The organism is Neisseria sp. P0020.S003 (assembly GCF_051957095.1).
In the GTDB taxonomy this organism is placed as follows: domain Bacteria; phylum Pseudomonadota; class Gammaproteobacteria; order Burkholderiales; family Neisseriaceae; genus Neisseria; species Neisseria subflava.
The window spans coordinates 23,925-38,457 of record NZ_JBQCWU010000008.1 but is presented as its reverse complement, the minus strand read 5'-3'; the positions used below and the strand labels follow the sequence as shown (position 1 = coordinate 38,457).

General features: G+C 49.4%; 14 protein-coding genes. 10 read left to right on the top strand and 4 right to left on the bottom strand.

Annotation, left to right across the window (positions count from 1 at the left end; translation table 11 throughout):
• Nucleotides 1–3 precede the first annotated feature (3 nt).
• Nucleotides 4–843, top strand: a complete 840-nt coding sequence (locus tag ACTHTQ_RS06170) for an NAD-dependent epimerase/dehydratase family protein (protein ID WP_440363421.1) — start codon at nucleotides 4–6, stop codon at nucleotides 841–843.
• Nucleotides 844–971: 128 nt separating this feature from the next.
• Here the strand turns inward: ACTHTQ_RS06170 and mobA are convergent, their stop codons facing one another.
• Nucleotides 972–1,553, bottom strand: a complete 582-nt coding sequence (mobA, locus tag ACTHTQ_RS06165) for a molybdenum cofactor guanylyltransferase MobA (protein WP_154953616.1) — start codon at nucleotides 1,551–1,553, stop codon at nucleotides 972–974.
• Between the two features lie 258 nt (nucleotides 1,554–1,811).
• On the opposite strand from mobA, the gene ACTHTQ_RS06160 reads away from it, so the two are divergent.
• The 3 genes from ACTHTQ_RS06160 to trmB all read left to right on the top strand — a co-directional run bounded on the left by ACTHTQ_RS06160 (nucleotide 1,812) and on the right by trmB (nucleotide 5,079).
• Complete coding sequence (locus tag ACTHTQ_RS06160) at nucleotides 1,812–3,572, top strand: histidine kinase (RefSeq protein ID WP_440363420.1); 1,761 nt, start codon at nucleotides 1,812–1,814, stop codon at nucleotides 3,570–3,572.
• On the top strand, nucleotides 3,569–4,225 hold the full coding sequence (locus ACTHTQ_RS06155; protein ID WP_003680203.1) for a response regulator: 657 nt from the start codon (nucleotides 3,569–3,571) through the stop codon (nucleotides 4,223–4,225). The genes ACTHTQ_RS06160 and ACTHTQ_RS06155 overlap by 4 nt, the downstream gene beginning before the upstream one ends.
• A gap of 137 nt (nucleotides 4,226–4,362) precedes the next feature.
• Nucleotides 4,363–5,079, top strand: coding sequence for a tRNA (guanosine(46)-N7)-methyltransferase TrmB (trmB, locus tag ACTHTQ_RS06150; RefSeq protein WP_440363419.1), 717 nt, complete (start codon nucleotides 4,363–4,365; stop codon nucleotides 5,077–5,079).
• 59 nt (nucleotides 5,080–5,138) lie between these two features.
• Here the strand turns inward: trmB and ilvA are convergent, their stop codons facing one another.
• On the bottom strand, nucleotides 5,139–6,662 hold the full coding sequence (gene ilvA / locus ACTHTQ_RS06145; protein WP_440363418.1) for a threonine ammonia-lyase, biosynthetic: 1,524 nt from the start codon (nucleotides 6,660–6,662) through the stop codon (nucleotides 5,139–5,141).
• Nucleotides 6,663–6,866: 204 nt separating this feature from the next.
• Here ilvA and ACTHTQ_RS06140 point away from each other — a divergent pair, with 204 nt between their 5' ends.
• The gene (locus ACTHTQ_RS06140) at nucleotides 6,867–8,084 is read left to right on the top strand and encodes a D-alanyl-D-alanine carboxypeptidase family protein (RefSeq protein WP_308887579.1); all 1,218 of its coding nucleotides are present in this window, start codon (nucleotides 6,867–6,869) and stop codon (nucleotides 8,082–8,084) included.
• Nucleotides 8,085–8,307: 223 nt separating this feature from the next.
• On the opposite strand, the gene ACTHTQ_RS06135 is transcribed toward ACTHTQ_RS06140, so the two are convergent.
• Complete coding sequence (locus ACTHTQ_RS06135) at nucleotides 8,308–9,936, bottom strand: ABC-F family ATPase (RefSeq protein WP_003683571.1); 1,629 nt, start codon at nucleotides 9,934–9,936, stop codon at nucleotides 8,308–8,310.
• A gap of 185 nt (nucleotides 9,937–10,121) precedes the next feature.
• Here ACTHTQ_RS06135 and ACTHTQ_RS06130 point away from each other — a divergent pair, with 185 nt between their 5' ends.
• The 5 genes from ACTHTQ_RS06130 to ACTHTQ_RS06110 all read left to right on the top strand — a co-directional run bounded on the left by ACTHTQ_RS06130 (nucleotide 10,122) and on the right by ACTHTQ_RS06110 (nucleotide 13,791).
• On the top strand, nucleotides 10,122–10,316 hold the full coding sequence (locus ACTHTQ_RS06130) for a hypothetical protein (RefSeq protein ID WP_070632972.1): 195 nt from the start codon (nucleotides 10,122–10,124) through the stop codon (nucleotides 10,314–10,316).
• Between the two features lie 13 nt (nucleotides 10,317–10,329).
• Entirely contained in the window at nucleotides 10,330–10,779 is a 450-nt protein-coding gene (locus ACTHTQ_RS06125; RefSeq protein WP_049328529.1) for a DUF4124 domain-containing protein, read from the top strand.
• Between the two features lie 160 nt (nucleotides 10,780–10,939).
• Entirely contained in the window at nucleotides 10,940–11,776 is an 837-nt protein-coding gene (gene cysT / locus ACTHTQ_RS06120; protein ID WP_003683475.1) for a sulfate ABC transporter permease subunit CysT, read from the top strand.
• 84 nt (nucleotides 11,777–11,860) lie between these two features.
• Nucleotides 11,861–12,721 carry a sulfate ABC transporter permease subunit CysW gene (gene cysW / locus ACTHTQ_RS06115; protein ID WP_440363417.1) on the top strand — a complete coding sequence of 287 codons (861 nt, stop codon included), beginning with the start codon at nucleotides 11,861–11,863 and terminating at the stop codon, nucleotides 12,719–12,721.
• Nucleotides 12,718–13,791: a sulfate/molybdate ABC transporter ATP-binding protein gene (locus tag ACTHTQ_RS06110; protein WP_440363416.1), complete on the top strand. Its 1,074-nt coding sequence runs from the start codon at nucleotides 12,718–12,720 to the stop codon at nucleotides 13,789–13,791. The genes cysW and ACTHTQ_RS06110 overlap by 4 nt, the downstream gene beginning before the upstream one ends.
• Nucleotides 13,792–13,845: 54 nt before the next feature.
• Here ACTHTQ_RS06110 and ung read toward each other — a convergent pair whose 3' ends face one another.
• Entirely contained in the window at nucleotides 13,846–14,505 is a 660-nt protein-coding gene (gene ung, locus ACTHTQ_RS06105; protein ID WP_440363415.1) for a uracil-DNA glycosylase, read from the bottom strand.
• Nucleotides 14,506–14,533 lie beyond the last annotated feature (28 nt).

The window sequence follows — 14,533 nt, the reverse complement described above, 5'->3', positions numbered from 1 at the left end:
AACATGAACATCATTATTTTCGGAGGCAGCGGCTTTATCGGCAGCCGTACCGTTCAAATCCTCAAAGAACAAGGCCACCAAGTTTTCACGCCCGACCGCCGCGCCTTCGATTTTCTTCATCCCAACGAAACCGCCGCACGCCGTTTATTGGAAGGACAAGACGTCCTCATCAACTGCATCGGCATCATGAGCCGTCATGCCGAAATACTAGAAACCGTACACTACCACACTCCCAAACAGCTCGCCTCATGGGCAAAAGCAGCAGGCGTAAAACGCTGGGTGCAACTATCCGCACTGGGTGCCGATCCATCTCAACCCATCAACTTTGTCGGCAGTAAAGGACGTGGAGATGATGCCGTTACCAAAAGCGGCATCCCGATTGCCATAGCCAGACCATCCGTCGTTTATGGGCGAGGAGGAACCAGTTGCGAACTATTCATCAAACTAGCCCGCTTCCCTTTACTTCTCCTACCGGAAGGCGGCCGCTTTCACTTGCAGCCTGTACACCTTGCCGATGTTGCCGAAGGTTTGGCGAAACTTGCCGCCCAAACCGACACCGGCCATAGTGTCATCAATATGACCGGCAGACAACCCCTGACTTTGGCGGAATACCTGACCATCCTCCGTCAAACACTGCACCATAAACCGCCACAACGTATCCTACCCATTCCCCTGCGTCTGATTGATCCAGCGCTACCGTTGGCAAACATCCTCAGCAACGGCATTATCAGCCGCGACAGCTTTGCCCTACTCAAGCAAGACTCATGCGCCGACTATTCTGATTTTGCAGCTTTACTAGGCAGGGAACCATTGGCAGCAAAAAACTTTGCCGGTTGCCTATAATTTGTTTAGTTTTAAAATGACAAAACAAAGGCCGTCTGTTTGTTGTTCAGACGGCCTAAAGCTTTTATAAAATACTTCTTTGCAAAACAATTCACACTTTTATCGGCTTATTGCTTCTACCTACCCAACTACAAAGGCTGGGCCAAATCATTTTCCGTGTTGTAGCTGATAAAATCCTGTTCATGAGGGAAATGGACAACCCTTGCACGCTGTTGCTGCAGCCAGCCGCGGATGCTGCGCATTCCTGAATAAAGGTATGGCACGGTACTTTGCAGGATTTGCGGCCGGATGAACATCACGCTGTAATGCGGTCTGGCAGGGGTCTCCACATAAAACGCATTGCACAATGGCGTGCGCCGCGCGATGGTTTCAAATTGGGAAACCAAGTTTTCCGGCAAACGCGGCATATCGCAGGATACGATTAACAGCCAATTGGCAGTGGCAATTTGCAAATCGTTGGCGGCAGTACACAAAGCAGCTAAAGGGCCGTAATGCTGCCATTGGCGCGCATCCGAGAAAACGTGTGCGCTGCGTTGTGCGTAAGATTCAAGATTACGGTTGGCACTGATGGCGATATGGCTGACTTGGGGGCGGATTTTTTCGATAACATGATCTATCAAGGCTTTGTTGTGCCATTGCACCAACCCCTTATCGACACCTCCCATCCGGCTTCCCTGCCCGCCGGCCAATATCAGTGCGAAAATTTTCATTTTGGTAGTCCTTTGCGAAGCAGAGTATGGAGTATGGTTCAAGATGTTGTGTTTATTGGATAAGTTTCAAGGTTTCAGGCCGTCTGAAACCTTATTTTTATGATTTAATTCACTTGAGATGAATTTTATCATAACATGATTTTACATTAAACCCCTGTTTTTTCTTATCATAACCATACAATTATTTTAGACAGGTTGTTTATAGACCAAAAGAATGATATTTTTATAAGATTATCGGATTAGTTCCCTGCGTGCTTTATGCGTTTATTCTCCGGATCTTCAGACGGCCTGAGCCTGTCTTCGCGTTTAAAACTGCTGACTTTTTTATGGGTCAGTTCGGCGTTTTTGTCGATTGTCTTTACCCTGCTGCTTTCTTGGCGTTTGGAAAACGCAGCCAAAACGATTGAAGATGCGGGCAGTTTGAAAATGCAGGTGTATCGTTTGGCTTATATGGCAAGCGTCCGTACACCCAATGCGCAAATTGACAACCAAATCAAAGAATTTGAGCGTACGCTGGCCAATGTGACGCAAAGTGATGCCATTCATCCGCTGATTCCGTCTCAAACGCCGCTGGCTTATGACTTGATTCAATCGATGCTGTTGATTGATTGGGAATCTAACATCAAGCCGTCTTTACAGCATTACGAGCGTCCGACCCAAATCGGCCTGTATCGTTTTGCCGGCAACATCGAGCTGTTTTTACAGGCGATGGAAAATGCCAACGAGCAAAATACCTTGTGGCTGCGCCGCTTTCAAATGGCCATGATGCTGATGATTGTTGTGGCTGCCGGTTTGATGATTGTTTGGCATTATTCATGGGTTATCCGGCCCTTGGAAAAACTGCGCGATGGTGTAGAGACCATCAGCAAAGGGCATTTCGGCGTTCAAATCGAGACAGACCAAATTCGTGAGTTTGCCCAAGTAAGCAAGGGCTTCAACCAAATGAGCCGCCGTCTGCATACGCTTTATACAGACTTGGAAGGACAAGTTGCCAAACAAACCCAAGACTTAGCGCGGCAAAACCGTGATTTGACCCTGCTCTACCAAACCACGCGCAATCTGCACCAAACTTTTACGCCGCAACAGGCGGCAGAAGAATTTTTGACTCAGATTCTGCCGGCGTTTTCCGCTTTGGGCGGTACGGTATATCTTTCCGATGAGGAGCGTAAACGTTCTGATTTGGCGGCAAGCGTCGGTGAAACCGAAGAAGGAAATCGTGTAGAATTTCCGATCGTTTATCAAGATGAACAGCTTGGCGTATTGACCCTATATTTTTCAGACGGCCATATGCCTGATGAGCAAGACGAAAAACTGCTGCATACTTTAAGCGGACAGCTGGGCATTTCCATCGCCAACAACCGCATGGAACAAGAGCGCCGCCTGCTTGCAGTCTTGCAGGAGCGTAACTTGATTGCGCAAGGTTTGCATGACAGCATCGCGCAAGCTTTGACCTTTTTGAATTTGCAGGTACAAATGCTGGAAAGCGCGTTTGCTTCAGACCAACGCGAGCAGGCCGAAGAAAATATCGGCTTCATCAAAGACGGCGTGCAGGAATGCTACGAAGACGTACGCGAACTTTTGATGAATTTCCGCACCAAAATCAGTAATAAAGATTTTCCTGAAGCGGTAGAATCGCTGCTGGCGCGTTTTGAACGACAAACCGGTATTCCAGTTGATTTAAAATGGCAGGACGACGGGCAGGCTTTGAATTATGATGAGCATTTGCAGATCATCTTCATCTTGCAGGAAAGCCTGTCTAATATCCGGAAGCACGCGCGTGCGCAACATGTCAGCGTCGAAATTGCTAACCACGGCGATTTTGTCATGACGATTCGTGACGACGGCGCAGGCTTTAATAAAGAACACCTATCAAACCGGCCTTCAGGCGAACATGTCGGCTTGGGCATTATGCAAGAACGGGCCCAACGGATTAACGCAGAATTGGCCATTACATCGCAGATTGGGCAAGGTACGGCGGTTATGCTGACTTTGCCGCAACAAATGAGAACAGCATCATGACGATTAAAATTACCCTTATTGACGACCACACCCTATTTCGCAGCGGTATCAAGGCCTTGCTTTCGCGCCAGCCTGATTTTGAAGTCGTCGGCGAAGCTTCAGACGGCCTGGCCGGCGTAAAAATGGTTGAGCAGCTCAAGCCTGATGTGGTCTTGCTGGACTTGGATATGCCGGTTATGAACGGCCGCGAAGCATTGGCACAAATTTTAAGTATCAATCCGCAGCTGACCGTCATCATGCTGACTGTTTCTGAAGACAGCGATGATTTGACCGAGTGTATGCGTATGGGTGCAAAAGGCTTTTTGCTGAAAAACATCAACGCCGACTTCCTGTTGGAAAGCATCCGCAAAGCTGTCGATGGCGACAACGTCTTTTCTCCAGAAATGACCAGCCGCTTGGTGCAATCGCTGATTTCTCCCTCTCCTTCCCGCTCCGACCATCTGCTGGAGCAACTGACCCCGCGCGAAATGGAAATCTTGGGCTATCTTGCCGCCGGACACAGCAACAAAATCATTGCCCGCCATTTGAATCTGGCAGAGTCAACCGTCAAAGTGCATGTACAAAACCTGTTGCGCAAGTTAAACCTAAGCAGCCGCGTCCAAGCAGCGGTTTATGCGGTGCAACACAAAGTACCGCAACCGGTATTGTCTTAAAAAGGCCGTCTGAAACCTTCTTTTTAAAAGGTTTCAGGAAAAGCGTTTATTCGCTATAATCACGCCGATTTATATGCAGGGTTGTCTGATTCTTTCAGACGGCCTTTTTATTTGATTTTTCACTGATTTAAAACAACATGTCCGAAAACATTCCAGAAAATACACCCGAAAATACCGTTCCGGAAGAACACAAACGCAGCATCCGCAGTTTCGTCTTGCGCCAAGGCCATATGACCGCTGCCCAACAGCGCGCCATCGATACGATGTGGCCGCAATTTGGTGTGGACTTTCAAGAGACTCCTTTGGACTTGAACCGCGCTTTTGGACGGGACAATCCTAAAGTATTGGAAATCGGTTTCGGTATGGGCGTCGCGACAGTAGAAATCGCCAAACGTCTGCCCGATACCGACTTTTTAGCGATTGATGTTCACGGCCCAGGTGTCGGTAATATTTTGAAGCTGATTGATGAAGAACACATTTCCAATATCCGTGTGATGCGTCATGATGCGGTGGAAGTAGTGGAAAAGATGCTGGAAGACGGTTCTTTAGACGGCATTCATATTTTCTTCCCTGACCCTTGGCACAAAAAACGCCACAATAAACGCCGCTTGGTACAAGTGCCGTTTGTTGAAAAGCTGCTGCCCAAACTCAAAAGCGGCGGCTATGTCCATATGGCGACCGACTGGGAAGAATACGCCGTGCAAATGCTGGAGGTTTTGAGCAGTTTCGACGCTTTGCAAAACACGGCTGCCGATTACGCCCCTACACCTGATTATCGCCCTGAAACCAAATTTGAAGCTCGAGGCAAACGATTGGGTCATGGCGTTTGGGACTTGGTGTTCCGTAAGAAATAAAGCCAAACATAAAACACAAGGCCGTCTGAAAAATTTCAGACGGCCTTTTATCTTATTGATTAAGCCAAGAAAAGTTTATAAGCCGGATTATCGGTTTCTTCTTTATAAACATAACCCAAGCTCTCCAAAAAGTCGGTAAAGGCTTCATTGTCGCTTTCAGGTACATCGATACCGACCAAAATACGGCCGTAGTCCGCACCATGATTGCGATAATGGAACAAAGTGATATTCCATTCGGCGCGCATATGGTTCAAGAAACGGGACAATGCGCCGGGGCGTTCCGGAAATTCAAAGCTGACCAAACGTTCACTGGATACTTTTTCCGTACGTCCGCCGACCATGTAACGGATATGGATTTTGGCGATTTCGTCATTGGTCAGGTCAACATTCGGCAAACCTGCGTCAGCCAGTTGTTTGCTGATGACGGCCAAGTCTTGCGCACCGGCAGTTTGCAAGCCGACAAAAATATGAGCATTGTTGTCATTGCCGTAGCGGTAGTTGAACTCGGTAATATTCCGACTACCCAATATATTGATAAACTTGAGGAAGCTGCCTTTTTCTTCAGGAATGGTAACGGCAAAAATACCTTCATTACCCTCGCCCAGCTCACTTCGTTCTGAAACATGGCGCAGGCGGTGGAAGTTCATGTTGGCACCGCTGGTGACGGCGACCAAGTTTTGACCTTGGATATTGTTTTTCGCAACGTAAGCCTTCAGGCCGGCAAGGGCCAATGCGCCCGCAGGCTCGGTAATGCTGCGCGTATCGTCAAAAATATCTTTAATCGCGCCGCACAACATATCCGTATTGACCGTAATAATCTCATCCAGCAGCTCTTTACACAGGCGGAAGGTTTCATCACCGACAACCTTGACCGCCGTGCCGTCTGAAAACAGGCCGACATCTTTCAAATGTACGATTTCCCCAGCCTCTACCGATTGCTTCATACAGCAAGAATCATCGGTTTGCACGCCAATGACTTTAATTTCAGGGCAAACCTGTTTGATAAACGCCGCCACGCCTGCTGCCAAACCGCCGCCGCCAATCGGGACAAAAATCGCATTGATATTGCGGTGTTGACGGAGGATTTCCATGCCGATGGTTCCCTGGCCCGCAATCACATCAGGATCATCAAACGGCGCGATATAGGTCAGTTTTTCCTTTTCTGCCAACTCCATCGCATAATCATAGGCATCGTTGTAAGACACACCTTTCAATACCACTTCACCGCCACGGCTCTTTACTGCATCAATTTTGATTTTCGGCGTAGTTTCCGGCATCACGATGACGGCGCGGCAACCCAAATATTGAGCCGATAAAGCCACACCCTGCGCATGGTTGCCCGCGCTTGCTGCAATCACGCCGCAATCCAAGGCTTCTTTTGGCAGCTTCGCCATTTTGTTGTACGCGCCGCGAATTTTGAACGAAAACACCGGCTGCAAATCTTCACGTTTGAGCAAAACCTGATTGTTCAGACGGCCTGACAGACTACGTGCCAAATCCAAAGGCGTTTCTACGGCCACATCATAAACAGAAGCGGTCAAAATACGGGTTAGATAATCAGAAAGAGGAAGGGAATGGTTCATGGTATTTTAGTGTTCGGAAATAAATTGCAATTTGGTCAAATCGACCGGAGGAAAAAGTTAAAACCATACCCCTGAGGCCGTCTGAAGGCAAGAAAAATCTTAGCAAAGCCTAAATGAGACGGTATAATGCCCGCTTAATATCTATTTAATATGCCAAACTGTTTGCCTCATAACAGTGTCCACTCATATTCAAATCTACAAATAATGATGAAAAAAACGCTACTTAGCTTAATTTTTGCTACTCTTATTAGTACTCCTGCCCTTGCGGCCGATCCGGTTGTATCCGCACCTGCCGTACAAAACGAGGCTCAAACGCAGCCGCTGCTGCACAGCATCAACAGCCCGACAACGCCGCCGGAAATTGCGGCAACTGCCTATATCGTTACCGACCTGCACAGCAAGCAAACCTTGGCATCCAACAATGCCGACACGCCTATCGAGCCTGCCGCGTTGACGCAAATGATGACCGCCTACCTTGCCTTTAAAGCACTGGAAAACGGTACGCTTGAGGCAGGACAAATGTTGACCGTTTCCAATGCTGCATGGAAAGTCGAAGGTTCGCGCATGTTCCTCGATCCCAAAGTTCCTGTCAGCGTCAGCTCCTTGATTAAGGGTACAACCATCCAATCGGCCAACGATGCCGCCATTACCCTTGCTGAAGCCCTTGGCAACGGCTCTATCGATGAATTCGTCAAACAAATGAACGAAGAAGCCAAACGCTTGGGCATGAAGCACACCCACTTCAACAACCCGACCGGTATTTCTTCTAACGGCCATGTTTCAACCGTTGGCGACCTTGCCATCTTGGCTGCCGCACTCATTAATGACTATCCGAAATATTATCCTTTATTTGCAAACAAATCTTTCAAATACAATAATATCGAGCAACCCAACCGCAATCTCCTGCTCTATCGCGACAGCAGTATCGACGGTTTGAAAACCGGCTATAGCGAAGGCGCAGGCTATCATCTTGCCGCTTCCAGCAAACGCAACAACCGCCGTATTGTATCCATTCTTGCCGGTGCCGAATCCACCGAAGCGCGCGCCAGCGAAAGCAGCAAACTGCTCAACTGGTCATTGCAGGCATTTGATACGCCTAAACTTTACAACGGCGGAGAAGTGATTTCCCAAGTCAAAGTTTACAAAGGCAGCACCAAAGCCGTAGATATCGGTTTCTTGGACGATGTTTACATTACCATTCCTCACGATACCGGCAAAAACGTCAAACCAATCTTAGAAACGCTTCAGCCCGTCCTCGCCCCGATTGAAAAAGGCCAAGTATTGGGCAAGCTGAAAGTCATGAAAGACGGTAAAATTATTGCCGAAAAAGACGTCGTCGCCCTGACCGGCGTAGAAGAAGGCAGCTGGTTGCGCCGTATGTGGGACGCGATTGTGTTGTGGTTTAAAAGTTTATTCAGTTAATCCTCTTTCTATCAAAACATAAATAAAGGCCGTCTGAAATTTTCAGACGGCCTTTTGTATATCTATTTTATGGCTTTAATAAAAATTCCTAACAAGAAATTTATCCATTTTAATCTTAGCAGTTTCAGTGATTGCCAATATGAAACGCTTCAAAAAATGCCGTCTGAAAACACAACGGTTTTCAGACGGCATTTCAATACCTTAATAGCTTATCAGTATGGGCTTAAACTAAGCCTTTTTTCTCCAGATAGCTTTCGTAATCGCCCAAGTAGTGTTCATATCCGCCTTTGCCATCCAATTCGATGATTTGGGTAGCCAATGAAGATACAAACTGACGGTCGTGCGATACGAAAATCAACGTGCCGTTGTATTTTTCCAGCGCCATGTTCAAGGATTCGATGCTTTCCATGTCCATGTGGTTAGTCGGTTCGTCCATGACCAAAACATTGGGTTTCAACAGCAACAGTTTGCCGTAAAGCATACGGCCTTTTTCGCCACCTGAGAGAACCTTCACTTTTTTCACGACATCGTTGCTGCCGAAGAGCAAGCGGCCCAAAGTGCCGCGGATGACTTGTTCGTCATCGCCTTCCTGGCCCCATTGGCGCATCCATTCGCTCAGATCCATATCGACGTCGAAGTCGTTTTCATGGTCTTGCGGGTAGTAGCCGACACTGGCTTTTTCCGCCCATTTGATGGTACCTTCGTCCGGCAACAGGCCGTCTGAATATTCGGGGTTGTATGCGCCGGCCAAGAGTTTCAGCAAGGTAGATTTACCCGCGCCGTTCGGGCCGATGATGGCGAGGCGCTGGCCTGCTTCAAGGATGAAGTTCAGGTTTTTAAACAACTGGGTTTCAAAACGTTTGGCCAGTTTTTCAACTTCCACAGCCTGACGGTGCAACTTGGCTTTTTCGTCGGCTTCAAAACGGATATACGGGTTTTGACGGGTAGAAGGTTTGACTTCGACCATCTCCGATTTGATTTTGTCTGCCTGTTTCAGACGGCTGGTTGCCTGACGGGCTTTGGATTTGTTGGCGGAGAAACGGGCAACGAACTCTTGCAACTCTTGCAGTTTCTCTTTGGCTTTGGCGTTGTCTTTCAGGGCGCGCTCACGCGATTGGGCGGAAGCGAGCATATAGTCGTCGTAATTGCCCGGATAGATGGTGATGGTGTTGTAGTCCAAATCCGCCATATGGGTGCAGACTTCATTCAAAAAGTGACGGTCGTGCGAGATGATAATCATGGTGGAGTCGTATTGGTTCAACACGCCTTCCAGCCAGCGGATGGTATTGATGTCCAAGTTGTTGGTCGGCTCGTCAAGCAACAACACATCAGGTTTGGAGAACAGGGCTTGCGCCAGCAATACGCGCAGCTTGAAGCCCGGGGCGACTTCCGCCATGGTCGCATTGTGCAAATCTTCGGAAATACCTACGCCGCTCAACAGTTCGGCGGCGCGCGCTTCGGCGGTATAGCCGTCGTATTCTGCGAACTTGGCTTCCAGTTCGGCGGCTTTCATGTAGTCGTCTTCGGTGGCTTCGGGATTGGCGTAAATCGCATCACGCTCGGTCATTGCCGCCCACATTTCGGTGTGACCCATCATCACCACGTCCAGCACGCGCATGTCTTCGTAGGCAAACTGGTCTTGGCGCAATTTACCCAAACGTACGCCGTTTTCAATCGCGACTTCGCCGGCAGTCTGTTCCAAATCGCCGCCGAGAATTTTCATGAAGGTAGACTTGCCTGAGCCGTTGGCGCCGATCAAGCCGTAACGGTTGCCTTCGCCAAATTTGACCGATACGTTTTCAAACAGCGGCTTTGCGCCGAACTGCATGGTGATGCCGTTGGTAGAAATCATTATTCGTAAAACCTTTATAAATAGAATGTTATAATCGGACGCGATTGTAGCATATTTTTGCAAAGACCTCAGGATTGAGGCTATGGCAAATGTGCCCAATGCCGATGCAAGATGAAGACAGGCAACGCTTCACGCAAAAATGTGTTGTAGTCAGTATTTCAGGCCGTCTGAAACGGAGAATCTATATGGAAACGCACAAAATCTATTACGCCGTGATTATTTTGGTATGTGCCGCTTCCATGCTGCTCAGCCCGTTTTTCTATATCCGCCGCACGCGCTCTGGCACTGAATTACGACGTGCGCCCAGACAGTGGAAACCCATCCTCTTCGCCAACATCATCATGATTGCGGCTTTATTTGTTTGGTGGAAATGGTTTTAAGGAAAAATAAAAAATGAACAAACTCTGGATCAGCACATTACTGCTCGCTTTGGCAACTGCGGTTTCCGCCGCGCCTATTTTTGAATGTACCGATTCTGCCGGCCGCAAAGTCTATACCCAAGCCGGCGGCAAAAACTGCAAAGCCAGCAATATCGGCAAACCGTCCGTATATACTTCTGCGCCTGTTTCAACACCGGCAACGCCGATTTCCCCAAGCAAAGCCGAGCAGGCAGAAGAAGCTGTCGCCCCGGTCAATCCGACTGATGTCGGCGCGGCCAAGCGTGCTTTAGATACCGCCAAGAAAAATTTGGAAGAAGGCAAAAAAGTGCGTTATGGCAATGAACGCAACTATGCCCGCTATCTCGAACGGATCAACGGTTTGGAAAAAGCCGTCCGCTCGGCTCAGGAAAACTATGACGCGGCGCAACGCCAGCCTGCATCTCAAGATCCTGTTGCCTATTGATCCTTACCACACCAGCAAGGCCGTCTGAAATTTGGTTTTCAGACGGCCTTTTCATGTCTTCAATATAACAAAATCGTCTTTATACCAAACAAAGCATTATTTCCAGTTTTCAGATGGCATTGTTAAAGTAAGCGTGTATTAAATTCTGACGATTGCCATTATGTTGTTACTCAAAACGCCTTCTGTATTGCCGGGTTTCAAACTCAGCCTGGGTTTGACGGTTTTGTGCCTGTCGCTTTTGGTGGTGTTGCCGTTTGCGATGATGGCGGCCAAAGCGGCGGAAATCGGCTGGAGCGGATTTTGGAACACGATTACCGAACCCAATGTCTTGGCGGCCGTCTGGCTGAGTTTGCGGATGTCGTTTTATGCGATGTTGACCAATATCGTATTCGGTACGTTGGTTGCCTGGGTATTGGTGCGCTATGAATTTCCGGGCAAAGGGTTGGTAAACGCATTGGTCGATTTGCCGTTTGCGCTGCCGACTGCGGTAACAGGCATTGCGTTGGCAACCCTATATGCGCCCAATGGCTGGATAGGCCGTTTTTTCGAGCCTTTGGGCATCAAAATCGCCTTTACGCCCATCGGCATTTGGATTGCGCTGATTGTTGTCAGCCTGCCCTTTATCGTCCGCGCCGTGCAGCCGGTATTGGAAGAATTGTCGGGGGAATATGAAGAAGCGGCGGCAACTTTGGGCGCAAGCCGTTGGACTACGTTTCGCCGCGTCCTCTTGCCAGAAATCACACCGGCACTGTTAACCGGCGCAGGCATGATGTTTGCCCGCTCTACCGGTGAATACGGCTCGGTCATTTTTATCGCAGGCAATATTCCGATGGTGTCTGAAATCCTGCCCTTGATTATTACTGGCAAACTGGAGCAATACGATGCTCAGGGCGCATCTGCCGTTGCTCTGTTTATGCTGATGATTTCGTTTGTCATCCTGCTGATTTTAAACATCATGCAATGGACTTTGAGCCGCCGCGCCGGAGCGAAGGTTTAACAAACAACAGGCCGTCTGAAACATCAAGCAGACATTTTTCAGACGGCCTAAACGGATACAAGAATAAATAGAGGCTTCACTAACATGAAAACCCATTCTACCAATCCAAACCTGAGCGAACCGCGTTGGCTGCGCGTATTGCTGACTGCTACCGCCTTGGGCTTTCTGCTGCTGATGCTGGTCGTACCGCTTATCGCCGTATTTTACGAAGCACTGAAAGGCGGTTGGGATTTGTACCTGCAATCCTTGACCGATCCCGAGGCATGGTCTGCCATCAAATTGACGCTGATTACCGCGCTGATTGTCGTTCCCGTCAATGCCGTATTGGGCGTGGCGATGGCGTGGCTGCTGACCCGCTTCGACTTCCGTGGCAAGCAGTTGCTGACCACCCTGCTCGATTTGCCGTTTTCCGTATCGCCCGTGGTGGCCGGTTTGATGTTCGTCTTATTGTTCGGCACACACACGGCATTGGGCGGCTGGCTGGAAGCGCAAGGCATACAGATTATCTTCGCCATCCCGGGCATTATTTTGGCTACCTTGTTCGTTACCTTCCCCTTTGTCGCACGCGAAATTATTCCTTTAATGCAGGCGCAGGGCGACAGCGAAGAACAGGCCGCCTTGATACTCGGCGCCAGCGGCTGGCAGATGTTTTGGCGCGTTACCCTGCCCAACATCAAATGGGCGCTGCTCTACGGCATCATCCTCACCAACGCCCGCGCAATGGGCGAGTTCGGTGCGGTCAGCGTAGTATCGGGACACATCCGCGGCGAAACCAACACCATCCCGCTTTTGGTCGAAATTTTCTACAACGAATACAACTTCACCGGCGCATTCGCCCTCTCAGGCGTATTGGCACTTTTAGCCTTGGCCACCTTGCTGGTACAAAACATCATCACCAAATTACAAGATAAAAAACTCGCCGCCGCCGAAAGGAACGCAGCATGAGCATCACCATCCAAAATCTAAACAAACACTTCGGCAGTTTCCACGCGCTGAAAAACATCAACCTCAACGTCCCCACTGGCAAACTCGTTTCCCTGCTCGGCCCATCCGGCTGCGGCAAAACCACACTCCTGCGCATCATCGCCGGACTGGAAAACGCCGACGGCGGCCAAATTCTCTTTGACGGGCAAGACGTCACCGCCAAGCATGTGCGCGAGCGCAAAGTCGGCTTCGTGTTCCAACACTACGCCCTCTTCCGCCACATGAACGTGTTTGACAACGTCGCTTTCGGTTTAACCGTATTGCCCAAGTCCGAACGCCCGTCCAAAGAACAAATCCGCACCAAAGTCGAAGAACTGCTCAAACTCGTGCAGCTCTCCCACCTCGCCAAATCCTATCCGCACCAGCTCTCTGGCGGCCAACGCCAACGCATCGCCCTTGCCCGCGCCCTCGCTGTCGAACCCAAACTCCTGCTTTTGGATGAACCCTTCGGCGCGCTGGATGCCAAAGTACGCAAAGAATTACGCACCTGGCTGCGCGACATCCATCACAACTTGGGCGTAACCAGCATTTTGGTCACACACGACCAAGAAGAAGCCCTTGAAGTTTCCGACGAAATCGTCGTCATGAACCACGGTAAAATCGAACAAACCGGCAGCGCCGAAGCCATTTACCGCAAACCCGAAAACGCCTTCGTTACCGAGTTCTTAGGCGAGACCGACGCCTTTGAAGGCAGAATCGAAAAAGGCATCTGGCACTACAACGGCTTCGCGTGGAAATTGGACGCGCAATACAAATGGCAGGAGCAAACCGCCACCGGCTACATCCGCCCGCACGAATGGCAGATCGCCGCCGAACACGAAACCCCGATGATCCGCGCCGAAATCGAAAAAATCCACGCCGTCGGCGCATTGACGCATATTTTGGTCAAACACGGCAAACAGGACGTGCATATCACACTGGCAGGTAGCGATGCCGCGCGTTACCAAATCGCCGAAGGCAAAGAATTGAAGCTGATTCCGAAACAGGTTTATGTCTTTTCTCAAAACGAACTGATTGAATATTCGATTTGAAACTAAATCATAAGGCCGTCTGAAAATCTACTTTCAGACGGCCTATCATCTTATTTAAACCTGCCAATCAATCGGCTCTAAACCATGCGCCTGCAAATAAGCGTTTGCCTGCGAAAAATGTTTGCAGCCGAAAAAGCCACGATAGGCCGACAAGGGAGAAGGATGCCGCGCGGTCAGCACCAAGTGACGTTTGCGGTCGATAAACGCACCTTTCTTCTGCGCATGGCTGCCCCACAGCATAAAGACCAAATGCTCGCGTTCCTTATCCAATTGTCGGATAACTTCATCGGTAAACGCCTCCCAACCAAAAGTCGCATGGGAATGCGCCGAGCCGGCACGGACAGTCAACACAGTGTTCAACAGCAACACGCCCTGTTCCGCCCAATGCTGCAAATAGCCGTGTTGCGGAATCTGAAAGCCTCCAATATCCGTCGCCAACTCTTTATAAATATTGACCAACGACGGCGGCACCGCAATTTCAGGCTGCACGGAAAACGCCAAACCATGAGCCTGACCCGCGCCGTGATACGGGTCTTGCCCCAAAATCACTACTTTTACATTTCCAAATTCAGTCGTCCGAAAGGCATTGAATACATCGCGTTCAGGCGGATAAACGGTTATCCCCGCCTGCCTTTCATGGCGTACCTTCTCCAAAATCGTTTGAAAATACGCCTTTTCTTTTTCCGCACCAATTGCCTCGTGCCAAGTCTGCATTATTTGCCGCTCCGTATTTGAACGGACT

Bases quoted from the DNA above. Each gene is read 5' to 3' on its own strand.
- ACTHTQ_RS06140 (WP_308887579.1), top strand. From the start codon at position 6,867: ATGATGAAAAAAACGCTACTTAGCTTAATTTTTGCTACTCTTATTAGT.
- ACTHTQ_RS06110 (WP_440363416.1), top strand. From the start codon at position 12,718: ATGAGCATCACCATCCAAAATCTAAACAAACACTTCGGCAGTTTCCAC.
- ung (WP_440363415.1), bottom strand. From the start codon at position 14,505: ATGCAGACTTGGCACGAGGCAATTGGTGCGGAAAAAGAAAAGGCGTAT.
- ACTHTQ_RS06170 (WP_440363421.1), top strand. From the start codon at position 4: ATGAACATCATTATTTTCGGAGGCAGCGGCTTTATCGGCAGCCGTACC.
- ACTHTQ_RS06135 (WP_003683571.1), bottom strand. From the start codon at position 9,936: ATGATTTCTACCAACGGCATCACCATGCAGTTCGGCGCAAAGCCGCTG.
- trmB (WP_440363419.1), top strand. From the start codon at position 4,363: ATGTCCGAAAACATTCCAGAAAATACACCCGAAAATACCGTTCCGGAA.
- ACTHTQ_RS06125 (WP_049328529.1), top strand. From the start codon at position 10,330: ATGAACAAACTCTGGATCAGCACATTACTGCTCGCTTTGGCAACTGCG.
- mobA (WP_154953616.1), bottom strand. From the start codon at position 1,553: ATGAAAATTTTCGCACTGATATTGGCCGGCGGGCAGGGAAGCCGGATG.
- cysT (WP_003683475.1), top strand. From the start codon at position 10,940: ATGTTGTTACTCAAAACGCCTTCTGTATTGCCGGGTTTCAAACTCAGC.
- ACTHTQ_RS06130 (WP_070632972.1), top strand. From the start codon at position 10,122: ATGGAAACGCACAAAATCTATTACGCCGTGATTATTTTGGTATGTGCC.
- cysW (WP_440363417.1), top strand. From the start codon at position 11,861: ATGAAAACCCATTCTACCAATCCAAACCTGAGCGAACCGCGTTGGCTG.
- ACTHTQ_RS06160 (WP_440363420.1), top strand. From the start codon at position 1,812: ATGCGTTTATTCTCCGGATCTTCAGACGGCCTGAGCCTGTCTTCGCGT.
- ilvA (WP_440363418.1), bottom strand. From the start codon at position 6,662: ATGAACCATTCCCTTCCTCTTTCTGATTATCTAACCCGTATTTTGACC.
- ACTHTQ_RS06155 (WP_003680203.1), top strand. From the start codon at position 3,569: ATGACGATTAAAATTACCCTTATTGACGACCACACCCTATTTCGCAGC.